This window comes from Cupriavidus sp. 01L415 (assembly GCF_056400065.1).
This window is the reverse complement of record NZ_JBFTSP010000001.1, coordinates 953,244-979,722: the sequence shown is the minus strand read 5'-3', so window position 1 is coordinate 979,722 and position 26,479 is coordinate 953,244. Positions and strand designations below refer to the sequence as shown.

At 65.9% G+C, this 26,479-nt stretch carries 24 protein-coding genes; 13 read left to right on the top strand and 11 right to left on the bottom strand.

Features of this window, described 5'->3' with window-relative positions:
* Positions 1–14 precede the first annotated feature (14 nt).
* Positions 15–1,967: a gamma-glutamyltransferase family protein gene (locus tag AC1DOX_RS04520; protein ID WP_441615398.1), complete on the top strand. Its 1,953-nt coding sequence runs from the start codon at positions 15–17 to the stop codon at positions 1,965–1,967.
* Positions 1,968–2,098: 131 nt separating this feature from the next.
* Here the strand turns inward: AC1DOX_RS04520 and AC1DOX_RS04515 are convergent, their stop codons facing one another.
* The 4 genes from AC1DOX_RS04515 to AC1DOX_RS04500 form a co-directional block, all read right to left on the bottom strand.
* Positions 2,099–3,100, bottom strand: coding sequence for a Bug family tripartite tricarboxylate transporter substrate binding protein (locus AC1DOX_RS04515; protein ID WP_092138763.1), 1,002 nt, complete (start codon positions 3,098–3,100; stop codon positions 2,099–2,101).
* A gap of 331 nt (positions 3,101–3,431) precedes the next feature.
* On the bottom strand, positions 3,432–4,508 hold the full coding sequence (locus AC1DOX_RS04510; RefSeq protein ID WP_441615396.1) for a phosphotransferase: 1,077 nt from the start codon (positions 4,506–4,508) through the stop codon (positions 3,432–3,434).
* A gap of 67 nt (positions 4,509–4,575) precedes the next feature.
* Positions 4,576–5,355 (bottom strand): oxepin-CoA hydrolase, alternative type, encoded by a 780-nt coding sequence (locus AC1DOX_RS04505; RefSeq protein ID WP_092138761.1) that lies wholly within the window; start codon positions 5,353–5,355, stop codon positions 4,576–4,578.
* Positions 5,356–5,452: 97 nt separating this feature from the next.
* Positions 5,453–6,976, bottom strand: coding sequence for a 3-hydroxyacyl-CoA dehydrogenase (locus AC1DOX_RS04500; RefSeq protein WP_441615394.1), 1,524 nt, complete (start codon positions 6,974–6,976; stop codon positions 5,453–5,455).
* Positions 6,977–7,143: 167 nt separating this feature from the next.
* Here AC1DOX_RS04500 and AC1DOX_RS04495 point away from each other — a divergent pair, with 167 nt between their 5' ends.
* Positions 7,144–7,785: a glutathione S-transferase gene (locus AC1DOX_RS04495; protein ID WP_441615392.1), complete on the top strand. Its 642-nt coding sequence runs from the start codon at positions 7,144–7,146 to the stop codon at positions 7,783–7,785.
* A 208-nt stretch (positions 7,786–7,993) separates the two neighbouring features.
* Here AC1DOX_RS04495 and AC1DOX_RS04490 read toward each other — a convergent pair whose 3' ends face one another.
* Both AC1DOX_RS04490 and AC1DOX_RS04485 read right to left on the bottom strand, forming a co-directional pair.
* Positions 7,994–9,166, bottom strand: a complete 1,173-nt coding sequence (locus tag AC1DOX_RS04490; RefSeq protein WP_441615390.1) for a pyridoxal phosphate-dependent aminotransferase — start codon at positions 9,164–9,166, stop codon at positions 7,994–7,996.
* 79 nt (positions 9,167–9,245) lie between these two features.
* Entirely contained in the window at positions 9,246–9,779 is a 534-nt protein-coding gene (locus AC1DOX_RS04485; RefSeq protein WP_477113988.1) for a putative toxin-antitoxin system toxin component, PIN family, read from the bottom strand.
* Between the two features lie 40 nt (positions 9,780–9,819).
* Between AC1DOX_RS04485 and yaaA the strand changes: the two genes are divergently transcribed.
* Both yaaA and AC1DOX_RS04475 read left to right on the top strand, forming a co-directional pair.
* Complete coding sequence (yaaA, locus tag AC1DOX_RS04480; protein WP_441615388.1) at positions 9,820–10,605, top strand: peroxide stress protein YaaA; 786 nt, start codon at positions 9,820–9,822, stop codon at positions 10,603–10,605.
* Between the two features lie 30 nt (positions 10,606–10,635).
* The gene (locus AC1DOX_RS04475; protein WP_441615386.1) at positions 10,636–11,778 is read left to right on the top strand and encodes a M14 family metallopeptidase; all 1,143 of its coding nucleotides are present in this window, start codon (positions 10,636–10,638) and stop codon (positions 11,776–11,778) included.
* 59 nt (positions 11,779–11,837) lie between these two features.
* Here the strand turns inward: AC1DOX_RS04475 and AC1DOX_RS04470 are convergent, their stop codons facing one another.
* From AC1DOX_RS04470 to AC1DOX_RS04460, 3 genes are all read right to left on the bottom strand, one after another.
* Positions 11,838–12,641: a BspC domain-containing protein gene (locus AC1DOX_RS04470; protein ID WP_441615384.1), complete on the bottom strand. Its 804-nt coding sequence runs from the start codon at positions 12,639–12,641 to the stop codon at positions 11,838–11,840.
* A gap of 328 nt (positions 12,642–12,969) precedes the next feature.
* Positions 12,970–13,842, bottom strand: coding sequence for an N-formylglutamate amidohydrolase (locus tag AC1DOX_RS04465; protein ID WP_441615382.1), 873 nt, complete (start codon positions 13,840–13,842; stop codon positions 12,970–12,972).
* A 16-nt stretch (positions 13,843–13,858) separates the two neighbouring features.
* Positions 13,859–14,845, bottom strand: coding sequence for a Bug family tripartite tricarboxylate transporter substrate binding protein (locus tag AC1DOX_RS04460; RefSeq protein WP_441615380.1), 987 nt, complete (start codon positions 14,843–14,845; stop codon positions 13,859–13,861).
* 139 nt (positions 14,846–14,984) lie between these two features.
* Here AC1DOX_RS04460 and AC1DOX_RS04455 point away from each other — a divergent pair, with 139 nt between their 5' ends.
* The 9 genes from AC1DOX_RS04455 to AC1DOX_RS04415 all read left to right on the top strand — a co-directional run bounded on the left by AC1DOX_RS04455 (position 14,985) and on the right by AC1DOX_RS04415 (position 24,670).
* On the top strand, positions 14,985–15,887 hold the full coding sequence (locus tag AC1DOX_RS04455; RefSeq protein WP_092138753.1) for a LysR family transcriptional regulator: 903 nt from the start codon (positions 14,985–14,987) through the stop codon (positions 15,885–15,887).
* A 432-nt stretch (positions 15,888–16,319) separates the two neighbouring features.
* Positions 16,320–17,186 (top strand): FAD binding domain-containing protein, encoded by an 867-nt coding sequence (locus AC1DOX_RS04450; RefSeq protein WP_441615377.1) that lies wholly within the window; start codon positions 16,320–16,322, stop codon positions 17,184–17,186.
* A gap of 24 nt (positions 17,187–17,210) precedes the next feature.
* A complete protein-coding gene (locus tag AC1DOX_RS04445) occupies positions 17,211–17,738 on the top strand; it encodes a (2Fe-2S)-binding protein (RefSeq protein ID WP_092138751.1) in 528 nt (175 codons plus the stop codon).
* 16 nt (positions 17,739–17,754) lie between these two features.
* On the top strand, positions 17,755–20,166 hold the full coding sequence (locus AC1DOX_RS04440) for an aerobic carbon-monoxide dehydrogenase large subunit (RefSeq protein WP_477101309.1): 2,412 nt from the start codon (positions 17,755–17,757) through the stop codon (positions 20,164–20,166).
* 63 nt (positions 20,167–20,229) lie between these two features.
* Complete coding sequence (locus AC1DOX_RS04435; RefSeq protein WP_441615373.1) at positions 20,230–20,841, top strand: SRPBCC family protein; 612 nt, start codon at positions 20,230–20,232, stop codon at positions 20,839–20,841.
* 12 nt (positions 20,842–20,853) lie between these two features.
* Positions 20,854–21,747, top strand: coding sequence for an AAA family ATPase (locus AC1DOX_RS04430; RefSeq protein ID WP_477112302.1), 894 nt, complete (start codon positions 20,854–20,856; stop codon positions 21,745–21,747).
* Complete coding sequence (locus tag AC1DOX_RS04425) at positions 21,741–22,943, top strand: vWA domain-containing protein (protein WP_441615369.1); 1,203 nt, start codon at positions 21,741–21,743, stop codon at positions 22,941–22,943. Before AC1DOX_RS04430 ends, AC1DOX_RS04425 begins: the two co-directional genes overlap by 7 nt.
* The gene (locus AC1DOX_RS04420; protein WP_441615367.1) at positions 22,940–24,004 is read left to right on the top strand and encodes an XdhC family protein; all 1,065 of its coding nucleotides are present in this window, start codon (positions 22,940–22,942) and stop codon (positions 24,002–24,004) included. Before AC1DOX_RS04425 ends, AC1DOX_RS04420 begins: the two co-directional genes overlap by 4 nt.
* Positions 24,005–24,670, top strand: a complete 666-nt coding sequence (locus AC1DOX_RS04415) for a nucleotidyltransferase family protein (RefSeq protein WP_441615365.1) — start codon at positions 24,005–24,007, stop codon at positions 24,668–24,670.
* Here AC1DOX_RS04415 and AC1DOX_RS04410 read toward each other — a convergent pair.
* Both AC1DOX_RS04410 and AC1DOX_RS04405 read right to left on the bottom strand, forming a co-directional pair.
* A complete protein-coding gene (locus AC1DOX_RS04410; RefSeq protein ID WP_441615363.1) occupies positions 24,662–25,837 on the bottom strand; it encodes a vWA domain-containing protein in 1,176 nt (391 codons plus the stop codon). The genes AC1DOX_RS04415 and AC1DOX_RS04410 overlap by 9 nt on opposite strands.
* A gap of 31 nt (positions 25,838–25,868) precedes the next feature.
* The gene (locus tag AC1DOX_RS04405) at positions 25,869–26,462 is read right to left on the bottom strand and encodes a GNAT family N-acetyltransferase (RefSeq protein ID WP_441615361.1); all 594 of its coding nucleotides are present in this window, start codon (positions 26,460–26,462) and stop codon (positions 25,869–25,871) included.
* Positions 26,463–26,479 lie beyond the last annotated feature (17 nt).

The following is a 26,479-nucleotide window of genomic DNA, read 5'->3' as shown; positions in this document are numbered from 1 at the left end:
CCAGGAGAAATGGCATGGCTGACGCAGTGGCAGTGACCCAGGCAGGAACCCCCCCCAATCCGCTCCTCGATTCGTTACACGATCCACGCGGGAATCCCCTCCGGACGGCAACGTCGACGCTGCTATGGCGAGGCACTCTGGCGGTCGCCCTGGCCGCGCTGCTGGCGGCCTGTGGCACCACCGACAAGGGTGCGGGCGCGCCGGCTGCTGCTGCCCCCGCTGCCGCTCCTGCGGCGCTGCCTGCCGCGCCGGAGGTTTCCTCGGGCTATCGCCCGGGCATGACCACCACGTTCGCGCAGAAGCACATGGCCGCGGCGGCGAATCCGCTGGCCACGGAGGCCGGGCGCGAGATCCTGCGCGCGGGCGGTTCGGCCATCGATGCCGCCGTGGCCATGCAGGCCGTGCTGACGCTCGTGGAGCCCCAGGCCACGGGCATTGGCGGCGGCGCGTTCATCATGTACTGGGACGGCAAGCGCGTGCAGGCCTTTGATGGCCGCGAAACGGCACCCGCCGGCGCCACCGAGAACCTGTTCATGCGTCCCGACGGCAAGCCGATGGAGTTTTCCGAGGGCCAGATTGGTGGCCGCTCGGTGGGCGTGCCTGGTGTGCTGCGCGCGCTGGAGATGGCACACCGCCAGCACGGCCGCCTGCCCTGGGCGCGGCTGTTCCAGCGAGCCATCACGCTGGCCGAGAACGGCTTCCCGATGTCCCAGCGGCTCTACACGCAGGTGGCGGCCGACAAGTTCATGGGTGGGTCGCCGGAAATGTCCGCCTACTTCCTGGATGCGGAGGGCAAGGCCAAGCCGGTCGGCACGATGATCAAGAACCCGCAGCTTGCGCAAACGCTGCGCGACATCGCGAAGCAGGGCCCAAATGCGTTGTATAGCGGCCCGATCGCCCGGGAAATCGTGGCCAAGGTGAACAGTCATCCCAATCCGGGCAGTCTTTCCACGGCGGACCTGACCGGTTACAAGGCCAGGGAGCGTGTGCCGGTCTGCACGGACTACAAGAGTTGGAAGGTGTGCGGCATGCCGCCGCCGTCCTCGGGCGGCATCGCCATCGCCCAGATACTGGGCGCGCTGGAAGCGCTGGAGAAGCGTGATCCGCGTTACGCGCTGGCCAGCCTGAAGCCGCGCGCCGTGAACACGCCGGCCGGCATGGAGGCCGACCCGCTTGCGGTGCATGCTATCGCCGAGGCGGACCGCCTGGCGTATGCGGACCGGGGCCTGTATGTGGCCGATCCGGATTTCGTGCCCGTGGACGTTGCCGCGATGGTCAACCGCGACTACCTGACGGAGCGCGCCGGCCTGATCGGCGACAAGAGCATGGGCAAGGCGCAGCCGGGCACGCCGCCGGGCATGAAGGTGGCGTTTGCGCCGGACCGCTCGCCGCCGCGTATTTCCACGTCGCAGATCGTCGCGGTGGACGATCGCGGCGGGGCGCTGTCGATGACGACGACGATCGAGTCGTATTTCGGCTCGCACATCATGGTCCGGGGCTTCATGCTCAATAACGAGCTCACCGATTTCTCGTTCACCCCGTCCGAGAACGGCAAGCCGGTGGCCAACCGTGTGCAGGCCGGCAAGCGGCCGCGTTCGACGATGGCGCCGACGCTGGTGTTCGACCGCCAGAGCGGCAAGCTGGTGGCGGCGCTGGGATCGCCGGGCGGCTCGCAGATCATCGAGTATGTGTCCAAGACACTCGTGGGCTTGCTGGACTGGGACATGGACGTGCAGCAAGCCGTGGGCATGGCCAACTTTGGCAGCCGCAATGGTCCGACGGAGCTGGAGAAGGGGCTCGTGACGCCGCAACTGGCGGAAGCGCTGCGTCAGCGTGGCCATCAGGTTGCCGAGATCGAAATGACCAGCGGCACGCAGGCCATCATGCGCAAGACGGGACCTAGCGGGCGTCCTGTCTGGGCTGGCGGTGCCGATCCGCGTCGCGAAGGCGTGGCGCTGGGCGAGTAAGCGCACGGCAAGGCGAAGCTTCAAAAGGCAAAAAAACGGGCGCGAATTTCGCGCCCGTTTCAGTACTGCCTGTTGTTGTCGGCCTGGAGCCGCCAACAACGTCCCTGTGGCCTGCTCTTTGAAACGTTCTCTTATGCGTCCAGCTTGACCCCGGACGTTTTCACTACCTGGGCCCAGCGCTTTTCTTCGGTGCTGAACCACTTGTTGGTTTCGGATGGCGACATCGTCACCACCTCGGCGCCCTGGCCGGCGAGTTGCGCGCGGATCTCGGGCGTGCGGATGATGCGCACCAGTTCGGCGTTGATGCGCTGGACCAGCGCGTCGGGCATGCCCGAGGGGGCCATCACGCCTTGCCACGTGCCCGATTCGAAATTCGGCACGCCGCTTTCGGCGATGGTCGGCGTCTGGCTGACCAGCGCCATGCGCGAGCGCTTGGACACGGCCAGCAGCTTGAGCTTGCCCGACTGCACTTGCGGCAGGGTGGCGAGCATGCCGTTCATCAACACTTGCGCGGTGCCGCCGACGGTATCGGCAATCGCCTGCGCGCCGCCCTTGTAGGGCACGTATTGCCAAGCCGCCTGGGTGGCCTGCTGCACTGCCACGCCGGCCAGATGCGGTGCGCTGCCGATGGCCGTCACGGCAAAGTTCAGCGTCTGCTTGTGCGACAACGCGACCAGTTCCTTGAGGTTGTTGGCCGGCACCGAGGGATGCACGACCAGCAGGTGCGGCGAGTAAGCCAGCATCGCCACACCCTTGAGATCCTTGTCCGGGCTGAACGTCAGTTTGGTGTAGACCGAAGGGCTGATGGCCAGCGCGCCCACATCGCAAAGCAGCAGCGTGTGGTTGTCGACGCCGGCCTGCGCCACCATGGCCGCGCCGATATTGCCATTGGCGCCCGGACGGTTATCTACCACGATGGACTGGCCCAGCGCCTCGCCGAGCGGCTTGCTGATCAGGCGGGCGATGATGTCCGAGGAGCCGCCGGCAGGGTAGGGCACCACCAGGCGGATCGGGCGGGTCGGCCATTTCTCGTTGGCCCAGGCCGAAGTCGGCGCGAGGATGCCAGAGGTGCCGAGGGTGCCCAGGGCGGCGAGGCCCGATGCCTGGCCGAGGAATTGGCGGCGTGTGGTCATGCTGTGTCTCCAGTAATGCTTATCATCAGTCGTCGTACAACGTGGCGTGAGTGTAGTACCGTTTTGGCCTGCGGTCCATCGGGTATATACGGAGAAACTACGGAGAAACGGCGCGGAAATGTCGAGACAAAGCCACCGTCCGGCCAACGGATTGGTACGCACAAATCGTCTCGGTTGTCTGATGACATGGGGCAAACGCCACATGAAAACGCCGCCCGGCCGGAGAAGGCGGGGCGGCGTGGGTGGGGCAACCGGGTTGGACGACCCGGGGCGACCCGGCGATCAAGGTGACAGGGGGCGACGCGCCCCGGGCTGTGGAACCGCCGTGGCCTCAGGCGCCCGACTTCTGTGCGTAGGTCCAACCCATCTCGGCCATCGGACGGGCGCGCTTGCCGGCATCCAGTGCCTGCGCCGATGATGCGGTGCCATCGACAACCCGCTTCATGATGCCCTGCAGGATGCCGGCAATGCGGAACATGCTGAAGGCCAGGTAGAAGTTCCAGTCGCCCGTGATCGGGCGGCCCGTGCGCTGCTCGTACATGCGGCGGTAGGCGGCCTCGTCGGGAATGCCCAGCGCCTTGTGGTCCAGTCCGGCGATGCCGCGGAACTGGCCCGGCTGGATATGCCAGCTCATGCAGTGATAGCCGAAATCCGCCATCGGATGGCCCAGCGTGGACAGTTCCCAGTCCAGCACGGCCAGAACCCTGGGTTCCGTGGGGTGGAACATCAGATTATCGAGCCGGTAGTCGCCGTGGACGATGCAGGTGCGCTCCTCGGACTCCTGCGGAATATGCTCGGGCAGCCAGGCCATCAGCTGGTCCATCGCGGGGATCGATTCGGTTTCGGACAGCTTGTATTGCTTGCTCCAGCGCTCGATCTGGCGCTGGAAGTAGTTGCCGGGCTTGCCATAGTCGGCCAGCCCGATGGCCTTGTAGTCGACGCTGTGCAGCGCGGCGATGACGCGGTTCATCTCGTCATAGATCGCACTGCGCTCGCTCGGAGTCATGTCCGGCAGCGACTGGTCCCACAGGACGCGGCCGCTGACGAACTCCATGATGTAGAAGGCGCGGCCGATCACCGATTCGTCCTCGCACAGCGCATACATCCGTGCCACGGGCACATCGGTATTGGCCAGGGCGGCCATCACGCGGTACTCGCGCTCGATGGCATGCGCGGACGGCAGCAACTTCGCCTTCGGCCCCGGCTTGGCGCGCATCACGTAGGTCTGGCCCGTCGTGATCAGCTTGAACGTGGGGTTGGACTGGCCGCCCTTGAACTGTTCGATGGTCAGCGGGCCGGCAAAGCCCTTCACGTGCTGGCGCATCCAGGCCTCCAGCGCGCCCAGGTCGAAGCGCTGCTGGTCGGCCACGGGGCGGGTGCCTTCAAAGTGCGAAACGTTGGTGCTCATGCTGTCTCCGAATGTCTATCCGATTTATCTTTTTATGAGGGGCGGCGGGGGCCGTTCAGCGATACCTTCAGCGATAGTTCGGCTTGCGCTTCTCCAGGAACGCGCCGATGCCTTCGCCGGCGTCCTTGTGGTGCAGCGCGGACACAAAGCTGTCGCGTTCGGCGGCCAGGTGCCCGGTCAGCGTGGCGCTGCCCGCATGGTTGATCAGCGCCTTGATGCCGCGGAGCGCATTGGGCGATTCCCTGGAGAGGTTCTCGGCAATGCGCAGCGCTTCGGTCAGCGCCTGGCCCGGCGGCACCACGCGGTTGACGATGCCGAAATGCGCGAGCCGCGCCGGGTCCACCGGCTTGCCTTCCATCATCATCTCGCTGGCCAACTGACGCGGCAGCATGCGCGCCAGCTCATAGGAGCCGCCACCGTCAGGCGTCAGGCCCACCTTGACGTAGGCCATGACGAACTTCGCATCGCTGGCCGCGACCACGAAGTCGCACGCCAGCACCAGCGAAAAGCCGGCGCCCGCGGCGGGCCCTTCCACGGCGGCGATGATCGGCTTGGGAAACGCGTGCAGCGTCTCGATCCATTGATTGAGCGTTTCGATGCTTTCCGCCTGCACCGAAGGCGGCTGCGAGCGATTGCCGAGCAGCCGGTTGAGGTTGCCGCCGGCACAGAACACGCCATCGGCGCCGGTCAGCACCACCGCGCGGATCGCGTCGTCGCGCGCGGCAACTTCCAAGGCCTCCTGCGATGCGGCATAGATGTCCGGATGCAGCGCGTTGCGCGCCTCGGGGTTGGAGATGGTCAGGACGAGCGTCGCGTCGACGCGTTCGGAAAGCAACTGGGCAGTCATGGCAGCCTCTTGATGTGCGGCGGGGCGAGATGAAGGCGCCCCGTGTCTCATTGGGGTGCAAAAAAAGGCGCCCCGTGTCTCTTCGGGGCGCCCGCATTCAGGCTTCTTCGGTCAGCAGCGACAGCCCCAGGCTGGCACGGCGCCACAGCCACGGGCTCGGGCGGTAGCGCATGTCGCCGGTCAGGCGGTCGAGGTTGGTCAGCACTTGGAGAATCAAATCCGGGCCGATCGCATCGCCCAGCGCCAGCGGGCCCTTGGGATAGCCCAGGCCCAGGTTCACGGCGAGGTCGATGTCGGTCGGCGTGGCAATGCGTTGCTGGGCGATATCGCTGGCGATGTTGACGATGCAGCAGACGATGCGCTGCGCGACAAAGCCGGCGGAATCGCGAATCACGGTCACGGGCACGCCATCGCTGGCGAACAGGCCGTGTGCGGCATCGCGCGTGGCGGCGCTGGTGGCCGGCGTGGTCATCAGCGTGCGGCGCTTGGTGGCTTCAAACGGCAGCAGCGTGTCGATGGCGATCACGCGGCGCGCGTCGAGGCCTTCCTGCAACGCGGTCGTGGTGGCATCGAGTCCCAGCGGGGTGACCACGATCAGCGCCTCGGTTGACGGCGCGTTGCCGGCCTCGGGCGTGATGCCCAGCGCGGTCAACAGCTTCACGGTCATCGCATGGCCGCGTTCATTGGCGCGGCTCACCCAGACGCTGGCCGGGCGCGCATCGGGCACCGGCTTGGCCGCCGGCACCTGCTTCTGGCCGTCCGGGTAGGCATAGAAGCCCGCACCGGTCTTGCGGCCGAGCAGCCCGCCGACGTAGCGCGTGGCGGTGATCGGCGACGGGCGGTAGCGCGCTTCCTGGTAGAACTGGTTGTAGATCGATTCCATCACCGGGTGCGACACGTCCAGCCCGGTCAGGTCCATCAGCTCGAACGGCCCCATGCGGAAGCCGGCCTGCTCGCGCATGATGTTGTCGATATCGACGAATTCGGCCACGCCTTCCTGCGCAATCTTCAGGCCTTCGATATTCATGCCGCGGCCGGCATGGTTGACGATGAAGCCCGGCATGTCCTTGCAGCGCACCGGCGTGTGGCCCATGCGGCGCGAGAGCTCCACCAGCGCGTCGCCCACGGCCGGATCGCCGGACAGGCCGTCGATCACTTCCACGACCTTCATCAGCGGCACCGGGTTGAAGAAGTGATAGCCGACCACGCGGCCGGGCTTCTTCGCGCCGACGGCAATGGCCGTGATTGACAGTGACGAGGTGTTCGACGCGATGATCGCGTCTTCACGCAGGATGGCTTCCAGTTTGGCGACGAGGTCGCGCTTGACCTCGAGCTTTTCCACGATGGCTTCCAGCACCATGTCGCAGCCGGCCAGGTCTTCCAGCGCGTTGCTCGGCTTGACGCGGGCCAGTGCGGCTTCGCTGTCGGCGGCGCTGATCTTGCCCTTGTCGGCCAGCTTCGCAAAGGTATCCTGCAGATACTGGCGGGCGGCAGCGACGGCCTGGGGATTGGTGTCGAACAGGTTGACGGTCAGGCCGGCCTGTGCGGCGATTTGGGCGATGCCGCGGCCCATGGCGCCCGTGCCGACGATGCCGAGCGTGTGGATAGTGGAATTGCTCATCGTTCGTCCAAAAGAGTTGTGGTTAAATTAGCACGATCGTACGTTTATTGCACCCTCCGCGACAGACTCCGCGCGCACGCTGCGTGCGCTGATCGGCCAGGGGAGGCGTGGCGGGGCGCCCCCAAGTCCACACCGGACGATCCATTTCAATAACGGAGAGAGACGACATGCTGAAGCTATGCGGTTTTGCCGCCAGCAACTACTACAACAAGGTCAAGCTGGCGCTGCTGGAAAAGAACCTGCCATTCGAGGAAGTGCTGGCCTGGATCGGCGAGACGGACCTGGAGGCGTCGCCGCTTGGCAAGGTGCCCTACATCATCACCGATTCCGGCCCCCTGTGCGAATCGGAGACCATCGCGGAATACATCGAGGCCACCTACATTCAGGCGCCGCTGCTGCCCAAGGATCCCCTCCAGGCCGGCAAGGTGCGCGAACTCGTCACGTTCATGGAGCTTTACCTGGAACTGACCGCACGCGAGTTGTACCCGGAAGCGTTCTTTGGCGGCACCGTCAGCGACAAGGTCAAGGAGCGCCAGCGTCGCCTGCTGGACAAGTACATTCCGGCCTTTGCGAAGCTGGCGAAGTTCTCGCCCTACGTGGCCGGCGACACCTTCACGCTGGCCGACTGCGCGGCGATCTGCCACCTGCCGCTGATCTCGTCGTGCACGAAGATCATCTACGGCGAGGACCTGCTGGCCCACCTGCCGGTGAAGGCCTACCTCAAGGCCATGTCGGAGCGCCCCACCGTGCAGAAGATCAATGCCGACCGGAAGGCCAGCACCGAGCTGATGCTGAGCCGAAGCCGCTGAGCCGGGATCGCCTGGCCGAAGCCACCGCGCACCAACGTGGTTATGCCATAGGAAAAAGCCCCGTAGGGTTGTGCCTGCGGGGCTTTTTCTATCGGGTGGAATTGGACGAATCGGACGCCCTGGCAGATGGTCGGCCCGCCTGCTGGCCGGTTCGCCAGATGCGCGGGCGGAAAGGCGGGCCTTCGGGTTGCCGCCTCCCGGCCAGCCGTTACAGCTTTGCCAGGCGCTCCAGCGCCAGCGCGAGCGTTTCTTCCTTCTTGGCGAAGCAGAAGCGCACGACGCCTGATTCGCGCGGCTGCGAGTAGAACGCCGAGACGGGGATCGCCGCCACGCCAATCTCGCGCGTGAGCCACATCGAGAAGTCCGCCTCGCTCATATCGGAAATGCCCGAGTAGTCGACGCACTGGAAGTACGTGCCGTCCGATGGCAACAGCTTGAAGCGCGTGGAAGCCAGTCCGGCGCGGAAGAAGTCCCGCTTGGCCTGGTAGAACGCCGCCAGGTCCAGGTAAGGCGCGGGGTCGGCCATATAGTCGGCGAGGCCGTACTGCACCGGGGTGTTCACCGTGAACACGTTGAACTGGTGCACCTTGCGGAATTCGTTCGACAGCGCGGCCGGCGCTGCCACGTAGCCCACTTTCCAGCCGGTCACGTGGTAGGTCTTGCCGACGCTCGACACCACGAAGCTGCGGCGCGCCAGTTCCGGATGGCGCGAGACCGAGGCATGCGGCTGGCCGTCATAGACCATGTGCTCGTAGACCTCGTCGGACAGCAGCAGGATGTCCGTGCCAGCCAGCAGGTCGGCCAGCTGGTCCATATCCTCCGCGCGCCAGATCGTGCCGGTGGGGTTGTGGGGGGTGTTGATGAGGATCATCCGCGTACGCGGCGTGATCGCGGCGGCCAGCTTGTCGAACGGGATGCGGAACAGCGGCGCTTCCAGCGTCACCGGCACCGCCTTGCCGCCAGCCAGCTCGATCGAGGGCAGGTAGCTGTCGTAGCAGGGTTCCAGCACGATGACCTCGTCGCCCGGATGCACGGTGGCCAGGATCGATGTCAGGATGCCCTGCGTGGCGCCCGCGGTGACCGTGATCTCGGTGTTCCAGTCATACGTGTGGCCGTACAGCGTGGCGATCTTGCCGGCGATGGCCTGGCGCAGCTTCGGCACGCCGGCCATCGGCGGATACTGGTTGTGGCCGGCGCGCATGGCATCCGTCACGGCATCGACGATGCGGGCGTCGCAGTCGAAATCCGGGAAGCCCTGGCCCAGGTTGACGGCGTTCTTTTCGGCGGCCAGCGCCGACATCACGGTGAAGATCGTGGTGCCGACCTGCGGCAGGCGCGACAGCGGCGGGGTCAGCGGGGCGAGCGAGGATTCTGCGGACATGGCGATACGGGATAGGGACAAGGGCAGGCGGGGCACGGCGGCCGTCGGCAATTGGCGACGACGGCGGCCGTGCGACATTCTAGCGGGGATCGGCCCCGGTGGCCGGTGGCGCACCCAGCGCGGCCAGCCAGGCGCCGAAGGCCCGCGGCGGCAGGATCTCCACGCCACTCATGCGGCGCAGGCGGCTCCTGAGCTTGAGCACCGCCTTGTCCTTGGACACCAGCAGGGCCGCGCGGGAGAAATGGGCGAGTTCGATGAACTTCTGGTCGTCCGTGTCGCGGCACTTCGGCAAGCGCACGGCATCCGCGTCGGCCTGCTGCGGGGCGGCCTCCAGCGTGGTGAAGCCGTCGACTTCCGCCAGCGCGGCGCCGATATCGACGTCAAAGCGGGCAAACTGCGGGTACGCCAGCACGCGGCGCAATTCCTCGCGGCAGTCGGCGCGGATCACCGGGGCAATGGCGCCGGTGGCCAGCGCGGTCCGGATCGRCTCCACGTGCGGATCCCGGAACACCAGCAGGTCGACCCAGATATTGGAATCGAGGACGACGCGGGGCGCGGGCGCCGGAGCGCGGGAAGTGGCGGGCAGGGCGCCGGCGGTGGGGTGGTTGGGCATTCGCTACAATCGGGTCTTTGTTTCTGCCCCCGATTTTGCCATGCTCCTTGTTCTGTCTCCCGCCAAGTCCCTGGACTACGAGACACCGCCGCGCATCAAGACCCATACGATGCCGCGTTTCATCGACCGCTCCACGACGCTGATCGAGCGCCTGCGCCGCCTGGCGCCGCAGGACGTGGGCGCCCTGATGGATATCTCCGACAAGCTGGCCGTGCTCAACGTGACCCGTTATGCGGAGTGGTCGCCCGAGTTCACGGCGCAGAACAGCAAGCAGGCCGTGCTCGCGTTCAACGGCGACGTCTATGACGGACTGGACGCGAAGTCGCTGTCCACCGACGACCTCGCCTTTGCCCAGAAGCACATCCGCATCCTGTCCGGCCTGTATGGCGTACTGCGGCCGATGGACTGGATGCAGCCGTATCGCCTGGAAATGGGCACGCGGCTGGATACCGCCGCCGGCCGTGACCTGTATGCGTTCTGGGGCGATGACGTCACGCAGCTCATCAACCATGACATGGCGGACCTCAAGCACGAGGGGGCGCCCACGCTGGTGAACCTGGCGTCCGAGGAATACTTCAAGGTGGTGCGGCCCAAGGTGCTGAACGCGCGCGTGATCACGCCCGTGTTCGAGGACTGGAAGGGCGGGCGCTACAAGATCATTTCGTTCCATGCCAAGCGGGCACGCGGCACGATGGCGCGCTATGCCGTGACCCATCGCGTGACCGAGGCCAGCGGACTCAAGCGCTTTGCCGAAGACGGCTACGCGTTCGACAAGGCGGCGTCGGACGACACCCGCTGGGTATTCCGTCGGCGCCTGGAAGACTGAGCCACCGAGACAAGAACCGAGACATTTCCCATGACCTCAGCCCTGCATATTTCCACGCTGTTCGATTCGGGCGCGATCGAAGTCGAATCGCTCGATCGCGCCGACGATATCCGTCTGCGCATCCGGGCCGATTCTCACGCCGACTTCCGCCAATGGTTTCACTTCCGCCTGCAGGGCGCGGCGGGGCAGGCATGCCGGCTGCAATTCCTGAACGCCGGTGAGTGCACGTACCCGGACGGCTGGCGTGACTATCGTGCGGTGGTGTCGTACGACCGCGCCCACTGGTTCCGAGTGCCGACGCGCTTTGACGGCGCGACGATGACCGTCGAATTCACGCCCGAGCACGACAGCGTGTGGCTGGCCTACTTCGAACCGTATCCGGACGAGCGTCATCTGTCGCTGCTGGCGACGTGCCAGCGGTCGCCGCTGGCGAAGCTGTCGCACCTTGGCAGCACCGTCGATGGCCGCGACCTGACGTGTGTGACACTCGGCCAGCCGGGGCCGGGCAAGAAGACCATCTGGATGATTGCGCGCCAGCACCCTGGCGAAAGCATGGCCGAATGGTTCTGCGAAGGCGTGCTGCAGCGCCTGACCGGCACCGGCATGTGGGCGGGCGACGCGGTCGCGCGCAAGCTGCTGGATCGCGCGGTGTTCCATATCGTGCCAAACATGAACCCGGACGGCAGCGCGCGCGGCAACCTGCGCACGAATGCGGCGGGCGCCAACCTGAACCGCGAATGGATGCAGCCAAGCCTGGAGACGAGCCCCGAGGTCTGGCATGTGCGCCGCGCGATCGAGGCCACCGGTGTGGATCTGTTCTTCGATATCCACGGCGACGAAGGGCTGCCCTACAACTTCGTGGCTGGCAGCGAGATGCTGCCCGGCTTCACCGAGGTGCAGCGCGCGCAGCAATCACGCTTCATCGATGCCTTCAAGCGTGCCACGCCGGATTTCCAGGATGTGCACGGCTACGCAGCCAGCAAGTACAACGCCGACGCGCTCAAGCTGGCCTCGAAGTACATCGGCCATACCTTTGGCTGCCTGGCGCTGACGCTGGAGATGCCGTTCAAGGACAACGCCGACCTGCCAGATCCGGCGGTTGGCTGGAACGGTGCCAGAAGCGCGTTGCTGGGCACGGCGATGCTGCAGGCGGTGCTGGAGTATCTGGGCTGACCGCCTGCCTGCGGTTTTGGTATCGATGACTGGCGGCAGTGGTTTGCCGCCGGGTCTTCTTATTGCTTCTTCTTCGATTTGGATGAGGAGGACGAGGAAGAGGACGTGCTCTTCGCGGACGACGTCGATTTGGACGACGTTGACTTGGCGCTGCTCTTGCCCTTGCTCTTTCCCTTGCCCTTGGCGCTGCTGCTGTGCGAGGGCGTCGGCGTGGCCACGGCTGGCGCGGCGGCGGCTTCGCTGATCGTGTCGCCGTTGCTGTCGAGCAGTTCGTACGCGAGCATCATGCTGTCGTCATAGCCGCAACGGACCTTGACCGGTTGCCACTGGGCTTCGCCACGGCGCTTGTGGGCCGTCGCCGAGAACGTGACGACCGACGTGACCGGCACCGCCTGCTTGCCGGCCGAGAAGCGGCCATTCCACGGTTCGACGGTGGCCTGCTCGCTGGAGAGCGCGCCGGTGGGGATCTTCAGGGCGTCATACGATGCCGAGCGCGGCACCACCCAGCTGGCATGCGCGGCGCAGTCCGCCACGTTCGACGATGCATTCTCCGACTTCATCAATTGCTCGCGCATCTGAGTGCGATACTCCGCCAGGCTCACGCGACCCTTGTCGGGCAGGGTGACCGTCTTGGTGGGCGCTGTGCTGGAAACGATGGGTGCTGGTTTGGCGCCCGGCCCGGAGGCCTGGCCGGCGCGTCCATTGGACGGCGTGGCGCTGGCGGCAGCGGTGCCGCCAGTCGTGGTGGCGGCGGCCTCATCGGTCGGCGCGGTGGCGCAACCGGCGAGGGCGATCGCGCCTGCCACTGCAGCAGTCAGCATCCGCAGCTGGCTGCCAAACAGTTCGGAAATTCGTCGGATCACGGGATCGTCTTTGCTTGTTGAAGCAAGGAGGGTTGGCGAAGGATTGCCATGATAGAGGAAAGCCCCCGGAGCAAGTTCCTAAATGTTGTTACCCTTCGTTCTAATTGCTTACAACCGACGCGATCGTGCCGCGTTCTCACGCGCTCCAATATCAGAAAAGCCGGCGGCCGCGCAACTGCGGCGAACCCCGAGCCAATGATGGCGATGAATGGCGATGGCACTGTGGCCATGCCTCGCGGTCATTCAGGGAGATCACGCACGGAAAGTGTCCCCCGGCACGGTGGACGTCCGGGGCAGGGCGCCATTGCGGCGCCCGTCTTGCATCGGCTTATGCCGTGCGCGTGAAGCGCAGCAGCTCGTCCATCAGCGCGTTGAGGTCGCGCTTGAGCTTGTCGAATCCGGCGCTGTGGGTCAGGCCCACTTCGTCCATATACAGCTTGCGGTTGACTTCGAGTTGCAGACTGTGACGGTTGGCCTGCGGCTGGCCCACCACGCGCACGATCTCCACGCCCTTGTACGGGTGGTTGCGCCAGACGTCGTAGCCCATCTCCTTCAGCACGCCTTCCACGCGGTCCGTGAACCGGGTGTCGCAGGTGCTGCCGTCGCGGTCACCCACGACGAAGTCCGGATGCTGCAGGCCGGGATGCTCGGTGGCGTACTGCGCCGCCTGGCTCGGCATCGAGTGGCAGTTGATGTGCCACACCTTGCCGTGCCGCGCGATGGCCTGGTCCGCCAGCCGTTGCAACTGGGCGTAGTAGGGCACGTAGTAGCGGTCGATGCGGGCCTGCAGTTCGGCCACGGCGAGCTTGCGGTCGTAGATGGGCTCGCCGGTATCCAGCACGCGCCAGACCAGCCCCTTGCCGAGCCGCGTCTTCGAGGTTTCCTGTTTGGCGCCGGGCCACGGCGCGTCCAGCAGAACCTCGTCGATTTCTTCCAGGCCGCGGTTGGCATCCAGGTAGCTGCGCGGAAAACCGGCGCACAGCAGGGGGATGCCGCGCGAGGGCGCGTCAGCGTACAACTCGTCGACGAAAGTGTCTTCCGCCTGGCGCAGCAGCGGCAGGGGCAGGTTGCCGGCGAAGCGGAAGTCCGCCGGATACGTGGTGCAGCTATGGGGGGAATCGAGAAAGAGCGGGCCGCTCTCGCCTTCCGGCATGTGCAGGAAGTACGGGCTTTCCGCGGTCTTTCGGTCTGCTTCGGTCATGCTCTGTTGCCGGTTGTTAATCCAGGGAGATCTTGGCGGCCGCGGCCACGCGCTTGTTCTTGGCCACTTCGCTGCTGATCTGCTGGGCAAAGTGGGCCGGCGTGTCGCCCACCGGGGTGGCGCCGAGCTTTTCCAGCTTGGCCTTGACTTCGGGCAGGGCCAGCACCTTGATGGCGGCCGCGTTCAGCCTGGCCTGGATGTCGGCGGGCAGCTTGGCCGGGCCGATCAGGCCAAACCAGGCGGCGTCGTTGACCTCGGGCAGGCCCAGTTCGGCAAACGTCGGCACGTTCGGCAGGGCCGCGACGCGCTTGGGCGATGCCACGGCCAGTGCGCGCAGCTTGCCGCCATCGATGAACGGCAGCGACGAGGGCAGGTTGTCGAACAGCACCTGCACCTGGCCGGCCAGCGCATCGTTCAGCGCCGGGCCCACGCCCTTGTACGGCACGTGCAGCAGTTCGGTGTGGCTGCTCATCTTGAACAGCTCGCCCATCATGTGGGACACGCTGCCATTGCCGGCCGAGCCGTAGGCCAGCTTGTTCGGCTCCGACTTGGCCAGCGCGATGAACGACTTCATGTCGGTGGCCTTCACGCCCGGGTGGATGCTCATCACGTTGGGCACCGAGGCCAGGTTCGTGATCGTCGTGAAATCCTTGGTCGCGTCGTATTGCAGGCGCGGATACACGGCCGGGTTGATGCCGTGCGTGGAAGCGGTGGCGATGCCCAGCGTGTAGCCGTCCGGCGCGGCCTTGGCCAGGAAGCCGGTGCCGATGCTGCCGCCGGCGCCGCCGCGGTTATCCACCACCACGGCCTGGCCCAGTTGCTGGCCGAGCTTGTCGGCGACGATGCGCGCCACGATGTCGGTCGTGCCGCCGGCCGGGAACGGCACGACGAGCGTGATCGGCTTGGTCGGGTAGGTGCCCTGGGCAAAGGCGGGCAGGGTCAGGCCGGTGGCCACGATCGCGGTGGCGGCAGCAAGAACGTGAAGCAGGGGACGGCGTTGCATCGGGGGGAGTTCCGGTAGGAGATAAGGGGACGATTCGGAATAAAGCGGTTTTTCCGATTCTGCGCGCCCGTGCAAGATGCTTGCAAACGAAATAAAATCCCTAGGTCATTCCAATTGGTATTGAAGTGCGAGGTGAATCATGCGGCGCTTATGTCCGTCGATGACGGAACTGCAGGCATTCGAGGCTGCTGCGCGGCACAACAGCTTTACGGTGGCCGCGCGGGAACTCCATGTGACGCAGGGAGCGGTCAGCAAGCAGGTGCGTAGCCTGGAGGCATTCCTGGGGGTGGAGTTGTTCGAGCGGGTTCGCCAGCGGCTGATGCTGACCGACGCGGGCGAGCGCTACCTGGAGCGTATTCGGCCGAGCCTGAACGAGATCGAGGCCGCCAGCGTGGAACTGATCGCCCGGCAGGGGCGCGGCGGCATCCTCCATATCGCGAGCATGCCGACGCTGGGCGCCAAATGGCTGATTCCGCGGCTGCCACAGTTCTTCGCGAAACATCCGGAGGTCACGCTGGAATTCGTGCCGCACGCACAAGGCTACGATTTTTCCCAGCCCGATCTCGACGCGGCGATCCGCTTCGGCGACGGGGTCTGGCCGGGCAGCCTGGCCGACTACATGACCGGCCGCGAGGTCCTGCCGGTCTGCCGGCCGGGCCTGCTGGCCCATGAGCCCGACGGCGTGGCCAGGTCCCCGGCGGCCTTGTTGCGCTATCCATTGCTCCACCACACCACGGTGCCGGAAGCGTGGCCGGACTGGTTGTCCGAGCTGGGCGTCTCCACGCGCAAGACATGGAGCGGCGCGCGCTTCGACCAGTTCTCATTGCTGACGCAGGCGGCGGTCTCCGGGCTGGGCATCGCGCTGATCCCGCGTTGCCTGATCGAGGAAGAACTCGCCACCGGCGCGCTGGTGGTGGCACATCCGGCGCGGGTGCTGGCCCGCAAGGGTTACTACCTGTGCTATCCGGAGCAGAAGGCCCACCTGCCGGCGTTGCAGACTTTCCGGGAATGGGTGATGGCGGGCGTGGACGTCGTGGTGTGAGACGGCAACCAGCCGCTGGCAGGGTAGCGGGGCTCCATGGCTCCCTCCGGGCTTCCTGGCCTGTGGAGCAAGAAAAGTTCGTCGCCGATCCGCAGAAGAACCGGGGCCGCCCGTCGACCCCGACTCGGTCATCCGCACACTATCCGTGACCTATCGATGAATCAGTCGGTGCGGATTCAAGTGTCTATAGTTAGCTTGAAGCGTTGCTGCCGCGTTGCGGAGCGGGTGCGCCCGTCCGTAACGCCGGCTGTGTTTCGCGCCTGCCTGCAGGTGTTCTGGGCGCGCAGACCATCCATTCGGGACATCGCATCGAATTGCTGCGTTGCATCCTGAATTCCGCGATCGAGGCTGATCGAGATTGATTTCTTGGGCCGACGACGCAGGCCGAAGACGCTCCACGCTTAGTAGACGCTAGCCACCTTGGAGGCTCGTGTGATCCCTCGTCCATTCGAATATCACGCTCCGCGCACCCTGTCGGAGGCCATCGCGCTGCTCAACGCGCACGGCGATACCGCCAAGCTGCTCGCCGGCGGCCACAGCCTGCTACCGATGATGAAGCTGCGCTTTGCCGAGCCCGGCCATCTGATCGACCTCGGCAAGCTCCCGGACCTGCAGGGCATCCGCGAAGTCGGCAACGAAATCGGCATCGGTGCGATGACGACCGAGAACGCGCTGATCTGGTCTGAATTGCTGCAGTCGCGCTGCCCGTTGATCGTTGAAGGCGCTCGCCAGATTTCCGATCCGCAGGTGCGCTATCGCGGCACGCTGGGCGGCGACATCGCGCATGGCGATCCGGGCAACGATCACCCCGCGTTGATGATCGCCCTGGATGCGTCCTTCGTGCTGCTGAGCGAGCAGGGCGAGCGCGTGGTGCCGGCCGACGGCTTCTTCCTGGGCACCTACATGACGCAGCTCGAACCGGGCGAGATCCTGACCGAGATTCGCATTCCGATGCCGCCGTCCGGCACCGGCTATTGCTACGCGAAACTGAAGCGCAAGACCGGTGACTTCGCGACGGCTGCGGCGGCGGTGACGCTGCGCAGAGCGGGCGATACCGTCGACGACGTCCGCATTGCGCTGACGAACGTGGCGCCGACCGCCATCCGCGCCACCGACGCCGAACAGGCGCTTCGCGGCAAGCCCTTCGACGAGTCGGTCGTCGCCGAGGCGGCGCGTCTTGCGATGGCCGTGTGCGATCCGGTCGAGGATCTGCGCGGCGATGTCGAGTACAGGACGGCGATGGCGGGCGAAATGGTGCGGCGGGCGCTGACCGTTGCGTATTCGCGGGCAACCGCCTGAAAGCGGAATCCGGGAGAACGAGGCATGAGCCAGAAAATCATGGTGTCGTTCAAGCTGAACGGCAAGGAAACGGATGTGGTGGTCGAATCGCGCGAACTGCTGATTCATACGCTGCGCGAGAAATGCCTGCACACCGGGCCGCATATCGGCTGCGAGACCTCGCATTGCGGCGCGTGCACGGTCGACTTCGACGGCATGTCGGTGAAGTCCTGCACGATGCTCACGGTCCAGGCCGAAGGCGCGGAGGTGCTCACCGTCGAGGGCCTCGCGGGCCTTGGTGGAGGCGGCGATCTGCACGCGCTGCAGGAGGCCTTCATGCAGGAGCACGGTCTGCAGTGCGGCTTCTGCACGCCCGGCATGCTGATGCGTGCCTATCGCCTGCTGCAGGAAAATCCCGACCCGAGTGAAGAGGAGATCCGCTACTGGATGGCGGGCAACCTGTGCCGCTGCACGGGATATCAGAACATCGTGAAGGCGGTGCAGTACGCGGCGCGCAAGCTGCGTGGCGAAGCCGTTGAAACCTCGCATCCGCTGATGGCGGATACGCACTGACGCGGGGAGAACCGTCATGGAAAAGGATGACGCCAGCCTCGATCGCCTCGCCGCGCTGGAAGGCATGGGTTGCGCACGCAAGCGCCGCGAGGATCCGCGTTTTATCCAGGGAAAAGGCACCTATATCGACGACATCAAGATGCCGGGCATGCTGTTCGGCGTGATGGTGCGCAGCCCGTACGCGCATGCGCGCGTGAAGGCAATCGATAAGTCCCGCGCGCTGGCGCACCCGGGCGTGCACGCGGTGCTGACGGCAGACGATCTCAAGCCGCTCAAGCTGCACTGGATGCCGACGCTCGCTGGCGACGTGCAGGCCGTGCTGGCCGATGAAAAGGTCTGCTTCCAGAATCAGGAGGTCGCGTTCGTGGTGGCCGACGACCGCTACGTGGCCGCGGATGCCGCGGAACTCGTGGAAGTCGAGTATGAGGAATTGCCGGTGGTGGTCGACGCGCTTGCGGCACTGGCGCCCGACGCTCCCGTGATCCGCGAGGACATTCGCGACAAGCAGACGGGCGCGCATGGTGCGCGCCATCACCCGAACCACATCTTTACGTGGAACGTGGGCGACAAGGACAAGACCGATCGCGTGTTCGATAGCGCGGACGTCACCGTGGCGCAGCACATGTGGTATCCGCGTGTGCATCCGTGCCCGCTGGAAACGTGCGGCTGCGTGGCGTCGTTCGACAAGGTGCGCGGCGATCTGACGGTCTACCTCACGTCCCAGGCGCCGCATGTCGTGCGGACGGTCGTCGGCCTGCTGTCGGCGATCCCCGAATCGAAAATCCGCGTGGTGTCTCCCGACATTGGCGGTGGCTTCGGCAACAAGGTTGGCGTCTATCCGGGCTACGTGACGGCGATCGTCGCGTCGATCGTGCTGGGGCGGCCCGTCAAGTGGATCGAGTCGCGCACGGAAAACCTGAGCAGCACGGCGTTCGCTCGCGACTATCACATGACGGGTGAACTGGCGGCGGACCGCGACGGCCGCATCAAGGCGCTGCGCGTCCACGTCACGGCGGATCACGGCGCGTTCGATGCGTGCGCCGACCCGACCAAATGGCCTGCCGGCATGTTCCACGTCTGCACGGGCTCGTATGCGATACCGAACGCGTTCGTATCGGTCGACGGCGTCTACACGAACAAGTTTCCCGGCGGCGTCGCCTACCGTTGTTCGTTCAGGGTGACGGAGGCGGTCTACCTGATCGAGCGGATGGTCGACGTGCTGGCGCAGAAGCTTGGCATCGACAAGGCGGAAATCCGTCTGCGTAATTTCATCCGGAAGGAGCAGTTTCCCTATTCGACGCCGCTCGGGCTCGAATACGATTCGGGCGACTACGAGCCGGCGCTCAGGAAAGTCCTCGCTGCGGTCGACTATCCCGCGCTGCGCGCCGAACAGGCCAGGCGTCGCGCCGATCCGGACGCCGAGTGGCTGATGGGCGTCGGGGTGGTGAACTTCACCGAGGTCGTCGGCGCGGGGCCTTCGAAGGCGTGCGACATCCTCGGCGTCGGCATGTTCGATTCGTGTGAAATACGCGTGCATCCGGACGGCTCGGCCATCGCGCGCATGGGCACGAAGTCACAGGGTCAGGCGCACGAGACCACGTATGCGCAGATCATCGCCTCCGAAGCGGGCATTCCGGCGTCGGTGATTACGGTCGAGGAAGGCGATACGTCCACGGCGCCATACGGACTGGGCACCTATGGCTCGCGGTCCACGCCGGTGGCGGGCGCCGCGATTGCCCGCGCATCGCGCAAGATCCGCGAGAAGGCCCGGCAGATCGCCGCGCATCTGCTGGAAGCGAGCCCGAACGATGTCGAGTTCGATCTCGACCGGTTCGTGCTCAAGGGCTCGCCCGAGCAGTTCAAGACGGTCAAGGAGGTGGCCTGGGCTGCGTACAACAACGTCCCGGAAGGCATGGAGATGGGGCTGGAAGCCGTCGACTACTACGATCCGCCCAATTTCACGTTCCCATTCGGCGCCTACGTTTGCGTGCTCGACGTGAACCGCTACACCGGCGAGACGCAGGTGCGCCGCTTCTACGCGCTGGACGACTGCGGTACGCGGATCAATCCGATGATCATCGAAGGCCAGATTCACGGCGGCCTGACGGAAGGATTCGCGGTCGCGATGGGGCAGCAGATGCCCTATGACGAAGCCGGGAATCTGCTGGGTGCCACGCTGCTCGACTATTTCCTGCCGACCGCGGTCGAAACGCCGCACTGGGAGACCGATTTCACCGTGACACCGTCGCCGCATCACCCGATCGGCGCAAAGGGCGTGGCCGAATCGCCGCACGTCGGATCGATTCCGTGCTTCACCGCCGCGATGGTGGATGCGTTTGCCCATCTGGGCGTCACTCACATGGATATGCCGCACAGCGCGTATCGCGTGTGGCAGCAATGCCGCGCGCTTGGGCTGGCGCGGCAGTAACGGCGGCGCGCGTCGAACGGCGCAAGCGCGCGCCGGGAAGGCTGCGAACGCAGGGGTGGTTCGATGCGAATCGTGCTCGAGAAGGTATTTCCGGTGCCGGCGACGGCGGATCAGGCGTGGCAGCTGATGCAGGACATCGAGGCCGTGGCGGGCTGCATGCCGGGCGCGAAGATCGTCGAACGCGTCGACGACCGGCATTACAAGGGGACGATCACGGTGCGGCTCGGCCCGGCCACGATGTCGTTCAAGGGCGATATCGAGGTGCTGGATCTCGACAGCGCGGCGCGAAGCCTGCATCTGAGCGGCAAGGGCGCCGACACGACGGGCACCTCGGCGGCGTCGATGGATCTGGTCGCCTCCGTGCGGCCGGCTGGCGACGCGTGCGAGCTGACCGGCCGCAGCGAAGTGACGATGAGCGGCAAGGCGGCCGCGCTGGGCGGGCGCCTGATGGGACCGGTGACGGACCAGATGCTGAAGCAGTTCGTCGCCAATTACACGGCACGTCTGCAGAGCGAGCCCGTGCCGCAGACAGCGGAGCCAGCCGTCGATGCAACAGGGCCGGCTTCTGTCGAGCCGCCGGCGGAGGCGCCCCGTCCCGAGCTGGACGGCCTGGCGTTGGCGTGGGCCGTGCTGCGTGACTGGCTGCGCGGGCTCTTTTCCCGCAAGGCGACCTGAGAGGGCGCAGCCATGGCAACCGACCGCATGCACGAGGTCGTCAGCCTCCAGGCGCAGTTGGCGCGCCACGGCTTTATCGCCGAGCGCAGCTTCGCTGCCACGTTGCTGCTGACGATGGAAATGCGCAGGCCGCTGTTGCTCGAAGGCGAGGCTGGCGTCGGCAAGACCGAGGTCGCCAAGGCGCTGGCGAGGCTGCTGGATACGCGGCTGATCCGGCTGCAATGCTACGAAGGCCTCGACGCGCACGCGGCGCTCTACGACTGGAATTACCAGCACCAGCTGCTCGCGATCAAGTTGCTGGAGAACGATGAGCGTTCGGTTACCGACAAGGAGCAGGACATCTTCTCCGAGCGCTATCTGCTCAAGCGGCCGCTGCTCGAAGCGATCACGACGACGCCGGCGCCCGTTCTCCTGATCGACGAAATTGACCGGACCGACGAAGCGTTCGAGGCGTACCTGCTGGAACTGTTGTCCGATTTCCAGATGTCGATTCCGGAGCTGGGCGTGATCCGGGCGACCGAGCGGCCCTTCGTGATCCTGACGTCGAATGGCACGCGCGAGATCTCCGACGCGCTGCGCCGCCGATGCCTGTATCAGTACGTCGACTACCCGGGTTTCGAGAAGGAGCTGTTGATCGTGCGCGCGCAGGTGCCCGCGGTGCCGGAAAAGTTGGCGCGGCAGATCGTCGAGTTCGTCCAGTCGGTCAGGCAGATGGATTTGCAGAAGAAGCCCGGGCTTGCCGAAGCCCTCGACTGGGTGGCCGCGTTGCTGCGCCTGGGCGTGACCGCGATCGACGAGGGTGCCGTCGAGCAGATCATGGATTCGCTCGCCGCCCTTGTGAAGACGCGCGAGGACCAGGCCGGGCTGACGCGCCCGGTCGTCGAAAAACTGGTGGCCGCATGTTGACCGGAATCGATTGCGCCGGGCGTCGGGCGCCGCCGTCGAGCCTCGAAGAGGCGCTGGTCGCCCGCTATGCCGGGTTTGCGGGATGGCTGCGCGCGAACGATTTTCGCGTGACGAGCAGCGATGTGGCGGCCTCGCTGGAGGTCGCGCAGCGGGTGGGGCAACTGGACCGGCAGCTGTTGCGCTGGAGCCTGCGCGCGGTGTTGTGTTCGCGCGCGGAAGAGTGGCGGCGCTTCGACGACCTGTTCGACGCCTGGTTTCTGGCGCCGAATCGCCGCAAGCTGGTTGAGGTGCGTGCCGGCGGCGCGGGCCGCATCGAACGCGATCGTGCCGCCGGCCAGCGTGACGCCAGCGCCGGCACGCCGCTCGCACTAGCCGGGCGCGAGGTCGATCCTGCCGGCACCCATGGCGCTGCGGCCGAGCAGGGCGCCTCCCTTGAGGCATCGCTGGAGCACGCGGATTTCCGGCATCTGAACCAGCCCGACGAACTGTTTGCGATCGACACCGCGATCCGCCGCTTCGCGCAGCGCCTGCGCGGTATCCAGGTGCGCCGCGAGCGGCGCGCGAGCACCGGGTGTGTGATCGACATGGCATCGACGATCCGCCACAGCGTCTCGCGCGGCGGCTTGCCGCTCGACCTTCTGTGGCGACGCAAGCGCCGGCTGCGTCCGCGCATCGTCCTGCTGCTGGACGTCAGTCGCTCGATGAGCCTCTACAGCTTCTTCTATTTGCGGCTGGCGCGTGTGTTGAGCAGCCGGGTGTCTGACGTGCACGCGTTCATCTTCCATACGCACCTCGTGGGTGTCGGGCAGGCATTGCGCGACCCGGACCCGTGGCGCTCGCAGGAGCGGTTGCAATTGCTGTCGGCGGGCTGGGCGGGCGGCACACGCATCGGCGACAGTCTCGGCGAATTCAACCAGCGTCACGCGGCGAAGCTGCTGCACGCGCGCACGGCAGTCATCGTCGTCAGCGACGGCTACGACGCGGGTGAACCCGAGTGCTTGCAACAGGCGCTTGCGGCGATCCGGCGCCGCTGCCGATGTCTGGTCTGGCTCAACCCGCTGGCAAGCCGTGCTGGTTTCACGCCGTCGAGCATCGGCATGCAGGCGGCGATGCCGTATGTCGATCTGCTGGCGGGGGCGCGCGATCTGGCGAGCCTCGAGCGGATCTTTCCCCAAGTGTTGTCCGTCCTGCAATGAACACCGATAGCCCCGATTCCCTTCTGCAACGCGAGCAACGGCTGATCGAACAGGCGCAGCCGTTCGCCGTGGTCACCGTGATTCGCGCGGCGCCGCCCACGTCCGCCTGGGTCGGCGCGCAGGCGCTAGTCGAGCCCGACGGGACGCTGCACGGCTGGATTGGCGGCGGTTGCTCGCGCGCCATCGTCATCGAGGCTGCGCTGCAGGCGATCCGCTCCGGGCAGCCCAAGCGCGTGCGTATCAGCAATGAGCCCGTGGCGCCGGATGCGGATGTCGAAGCCCACACGATGCCGTGTGCAAGCAATGGGGCGCTGGAGCTCTTCATTCAGCCGTCGCTGCCCGCGCCCGTGGTGCTGGTGCTGGGCGCGACGCCCACTGCGCTCGAAGCCTGCGTGCTGGCGAAGTGGGTGGGATTCCGCGTGTGCGCCGCTGCTGGCGCGACCGCGCCGTTTGCTTCGCTCGGGCTGCAGCGGGTGATTCAGGGCTTCGACGTCGATGCGTTCAACCTCGCTGGTCCGCAACTGATTCTCGTAGTGACCCAGGGCGAGAGCGACGAAGAAGCGCTGGAAGCCGCATTGCGCAGCGAGGCTGCGGCCGTATTGCTGGTCGCGAGCGAGCGCAAGGCGGACAGATTGCGCGATGCGATGCGTTTGCGCGGCATTGCAGCGCAGCGGCTCGCGGCGCTGCACGCGCCCGCCGGCCCACCAATCCACGCGCACAAGCCGCAGGAGATTGCGCTGGGTGCGGTGGCGGGGCTGGTTGCATTGCGCCACGAACTGGAGCAGTCGGTGGCCGATGCCGGCGTGCCGCCTCTCGCCGGCAGCGAGGCCGTGCCGGCGTTGGCGCCCTGCGAATCGATGGCATCGGTCGAAGCGCCGGGCGCCCGCTATGTGAATCCGGTGTGCGGCATGGCGATCGACATCGCCGCGGCGAAGCACGTGCTCAACTATGGCGGACAGCGCTTCTATTTCTGCTGTGACAGCTGCAAGATCGAGTTCGAGCGCGATCCGGGCAAATACCTGGCGATCGCACAGGGAGCGACGCACGGGGAGAAGACGTAAATGCATGACACTGGGAATGCGCTTGGGCCTCGTCCGAGTCTGACATTCTCGGCGGTGGTGCTGGCCGCTGGTCTTTCATCGCGGATGCAGGGCCAGCACAAGCTGCTGCTGCCGATCGACGGGCAGCCGGCGGTCAGGCGTACTGTCAGTGCCATCGTGCAGGCGGAGCCGGAGGAGATCGTGGTGGTGACCGGCTACAGGGGGCGCGCCGTCATGGAGGCTCTCGACGGCTTGCCGGTCACGTTCCGGAGCAATCCGCGCCATGAGGAAGGGCAGGCGACGTCGGTGGCAGCCGGGGTGGCTGCGTTACGCGCGCCGTGCAGTGTGGTGATGGTGTGTCTCGCGGACCAGGTGTTGCTCGATGCGGCGGACTACCGCGAACTGGTCGCCGCTTTCGCCGCGATGCCGTACGGCTCGATCCTGGTGCCGGTATTCGACGGGCAGCGCGGCAATCCGGTGGTTTTCCGTGCGAGCCATGCGCCGGAGGTCATCGGCGGCCGCGTGAACCCGGGCTGCCGCAAGCTGATCGCCGAGCATCCCGAAGACGTGTTTGTTCACCAGGCCGCGCACGATCGCTTTACGATCGATATGGATACGCCCGAGGATTACGCGCGCATTCTCGCCCGGCTGGGCGCAGCCCCGGTCTCCGGGCGCGTCTTACTTTGACAGGACCTTCATCGCCTGTTCCAGGCCCGCGAGGGTAACCGGGTACATCCGGTTCTTCATGATCTGGTTGATCACCGTGATCGACTGCCGGTACTGCCACAGGCCTTCCGGCTCCGGGTTGAGCCAGACGAAGCGCGGGAACTGCTCGATCATGCGGTTCAGCCAGACCGCGCCGGCTTCCGGGTTGTTGTATTCGACCGATCCGCCCGGCTGCAGGATTTCATACGGGCTCATCGTCGCGTCGCCGACGAAGATCACCTTGTAGTCCGGCGTGTACTTGTGCATCAGGTCCCACGTGGCGATCTTCTCCGCGTGGCGGCGGCGGTTGTTCTTCCACACGTAGTCGTACAGGCAGTTGTGGAAGTAGTAGTACTCGAGGTGCTTGAACTCGGTCTTGGTGGCGGAGAACAGCTCCTCCACACGCTTGATGTGGTCGTCCATCGATCCGCCCACATCCATCAGCATCAGCACCTTGACCTTGTTGTGCCGCTCCGGTCGCAGCTTGATGTCGAGCATGCCCGCGTTGGCCGCGGTGGAATGGATCGTATCGTCCAGGTCCAGTTCGGTGTCCGCGCCTTCACGCGCGAAGCGGCGCAGCCGGCGCAGCGCCACCTTGATGTTGCGCGTGCCCAGTTCGACCTGGTCGTCGTAGTCCTTGTAGGCGCGGGCCTCCCACACCTTGATGGCGGTGCGGTTGCCCTTGGAGGGGCCGCCGATGCGGATGCCCTCGGGGTTGTAGCCACCGTGGCCAAACGGCGACGTGCCGCCCGTGCCGATCCACTTGTTGCCGCCCTCGTGCTTTTCTTTCTGCTCTTCCAGCAATTGCTTCAGGCGCTCCATGAGCTTGTCCAGCCCGCCCATGGCCTCGATCTTGGCTTTTTCCTCGGCGGACAGCTCGCGCTCCAGCGTCTTTTGCAGCCATTCCAGCGGGATGTCGCTCTTCCAGTCGATCAGGCTTTCCACGCCCTTGAAGTAGGCGGCGAAGGTCTGGTCGAACTTGTCGAAGTGCTTCTCGTCCTTGACGAGCGTCATGCGTGACAAGTAGTAGAACTCGTCGATGGATGGCCTGATGACCTGTGCGCGCAGCGCTTCCAGCATCGTCAGGTATTCCTTGACGGAGACGGGCAGCTTGGCGTGGCGCAGCGAGAAGAAGAAATCGATCAGCATGGGAGGTCCCCTCGGAATCGTTGGGGCAGGATCAGCGCGGACGATCGAGCTGGAATTGCAGATGCGCGCGCACGGTCGGCCATTCGCTGGCGATGATGGAAAACACCACCGTGTCGCGGAACGACCCGTCCGGCATGCGCTGATGGTTGCGCAGCACGCCATCCTGCTTGGCGCCCAGGCGCGCAATGGCCGCGCGGCTCTGGTGGTTCATCCAGTGCGTGCGGAATTCCACGGCGATGCAGTCGAGCGTCTCGAACGCGTGGCGCAGCAGCATCAGCTTGCATTCGGTGTTGAGCCCCGAGCGCTGCACGCTGCGTGCGTACCACGTCGAGCCGATTTCCACGCGGCGATTGGCGCCGTCGATGTTCATGTACGTGGTCATGCCGGCCAGCCGGCCGTCGGCGTCACGCACGGCGAAGGGCTGCATCGAGTCCTTTGCCTGCAGGTCAAGGCGACGCGCGATCTCGGCTTCCATGCGGTCGGGCGACGGCACGCTGGTGTACCAGAGCGTGTGGAGGTCGCCGTCGGCGGCGGCGTCGCGCAGACCGGCGGCATGATCGTGCGACAGCGGCTCCAGTGTGGCGAAGCGGCCGGCGAGCGTGACGGGCTTGACGAAGTTGGGCATGGCGTGGCGCGTACGGA

What these genes read in the sequence shown, in the direction of transcription:
- AC1DOX_RS04440 (WP_477101309.1), top strand. Translation starts at nt 17,755, where the DNA reads ATGGAAAAGGATGACGCCAGCCTCGATCGCCTCGCCGCGCTGGAAGGC.
- AC1DOX_RS04430 (WP_477112302.1), top strand. Translation starts at nt 20,854, where the DNA reads ATGGCAACCGACCGCATGCACGAGGTCGTCAGCCTCCAGGCGCAGTTG.
- AC1DOX_RS04500 (WP_441615394.1), bottom strand. Translation starts at nt 6,976, where the DNA reads ATGAGCAATTCCACTATCCACACGCTCGGCATCGTCGGCACGGGCGCC.
- AC1DOX_RS04405 (WP_441615361.1), bottom strand. Translation starts at nt 26,462, where the DNA reads ATGCCCAACTTCGTCAAGCCCGTCACGCTCGCCGGCCGCTTCGCCACA.
- AC1DOX_RS04515 (WP_092138763.1), bottom strand. Translation starts at nt 3,100, where the DNA reads ATGACCACACGCCGCCAATTCCTCGGCCAGGCATCGGGCCTCGCCGCC.
- AC1DOX_RS04505 (WP_092138761.1), bottom strand. Translation starts at nt 5,355, where the DNA reads ATGACTGCCCAGTTGCTTTCCGAACGCGTCGACGCGACGCTCGTCCTG.
- AC1DOX_RS04520 (WP_441615398.1), top strand. Translation starts at nt 15, where the DNA reads ATGGCTGACGCAGTGGCAGTGACCCAGGCAGGAACCCCCCCCAATCCG.
- AC1DOX_RS04410 (WP_441615363.1), bottom strand. Translation starts at nt 25,837, where the DNA reads ATGCTGATCGATTTCTTCTTCTCGCTGCGCCACGCCAAGCTGCCCGTC.
- AC1DOX_RS04465 (WP_441615382.1), bottom strand. Translation starts at nt 13,842, where the DNA reads ATGACCGAAGCAGACCGAAAGACCGCGGAAAGCCCGTACTTCCTGCAC.
- AC1DOX_RS04455 (WP_092138753.1), top strand. Translation starts at nt 14,985, where the DNA reads ATGCGGCGCTTATGTCCGTCGATGACGGAACTGCAGGCATTCGAGGCT.
- AC1DOX_RS04425 (WP_441615369.1), top strand. Translation starts at nt 21,741, where the DNA reads ATGTTGACCGGAATCGATTGCGCCGGGCGTCGGGCGCCGCCGTCGAGC.
- AC1DOX_RS04445 (WP_092138751.1), top strand. Translation starts at nt 17,211, where the DNA reads ATGAGCCAGAAAATCATGGTGTCGTTCAAGCTGAACGGCAAGGAAACG.
- AC1DOX_RS04415 (WP_441615365.1), top strand. Translation starts at nt 24,005, where the DNA reads ATGCATGACACTGGGAATGCGCTTGGGCCTCGTCCGAGTCTGACATTC.
- AC1DOX_RS04475 (WP_441615386.1), top strand. Translation starts at nt 10,636, where the DNA reads ATGACCTCAGCCCTGCATATTTCCACGCTGTTCGATTCGGGCGCGATC.
- AC1DOX_RS04420 (WP_441615367.1), top strand. Translation starts at nt 22,940, where the DNA reads ATGAACACCGATAGCCCCGATTCCCTTCTGCAACGCGAGCAACGGCTG.
- AC1DOX_RS04490 (WP_441615390.1), bottom strand. Translation starts at nt 9,166, where the DNA reads ATGTCCGCAGAATCCTCGCTCGCCCCGCTGACCCCGCCGCTGTCGCGC.
- yaaA (WP_441615388.1), top strand. Translation starts at nt 9,820, where the DNA reads ATGCTCCTTGTTCTGTCTCCCGCCAAGTCCCTGGACTACGAGACACCG.
- AC1DOX_RS04510 (WP_441615396.1), bottom strand. Translation starts at nt 4,508, where the DNA reads ATGAGCACCAACGTTTCGCACTTTGAAGGCACCCGCCCCGTGGCCGAC.
- AC1DOX_RS04460 (WP_441615380.1), bottom strand. Translation starts at nt 14,845, where the DNA reads ATGCAACGCCGTCCCCTGCTTCACGTTCTTGCTGCCGCCACCGCGATC.
- AC1DOX_RS04495 (WP_441615392.1), top strand. Translation starts at nt 7,144, where the DNA reads ATGCTGAAGCTATGCGGTTTTGCCGCCAGCAACTACTACAACAAGGTC.
- AC1DOX_RS04435 (WP_441615373.1), top strand. Translation starts at nt 20,230, where the DNA reads ATGCGAATCGTGCTCGAGAAGGTATTTCCGGTGCCGGCGACGGCGGAT.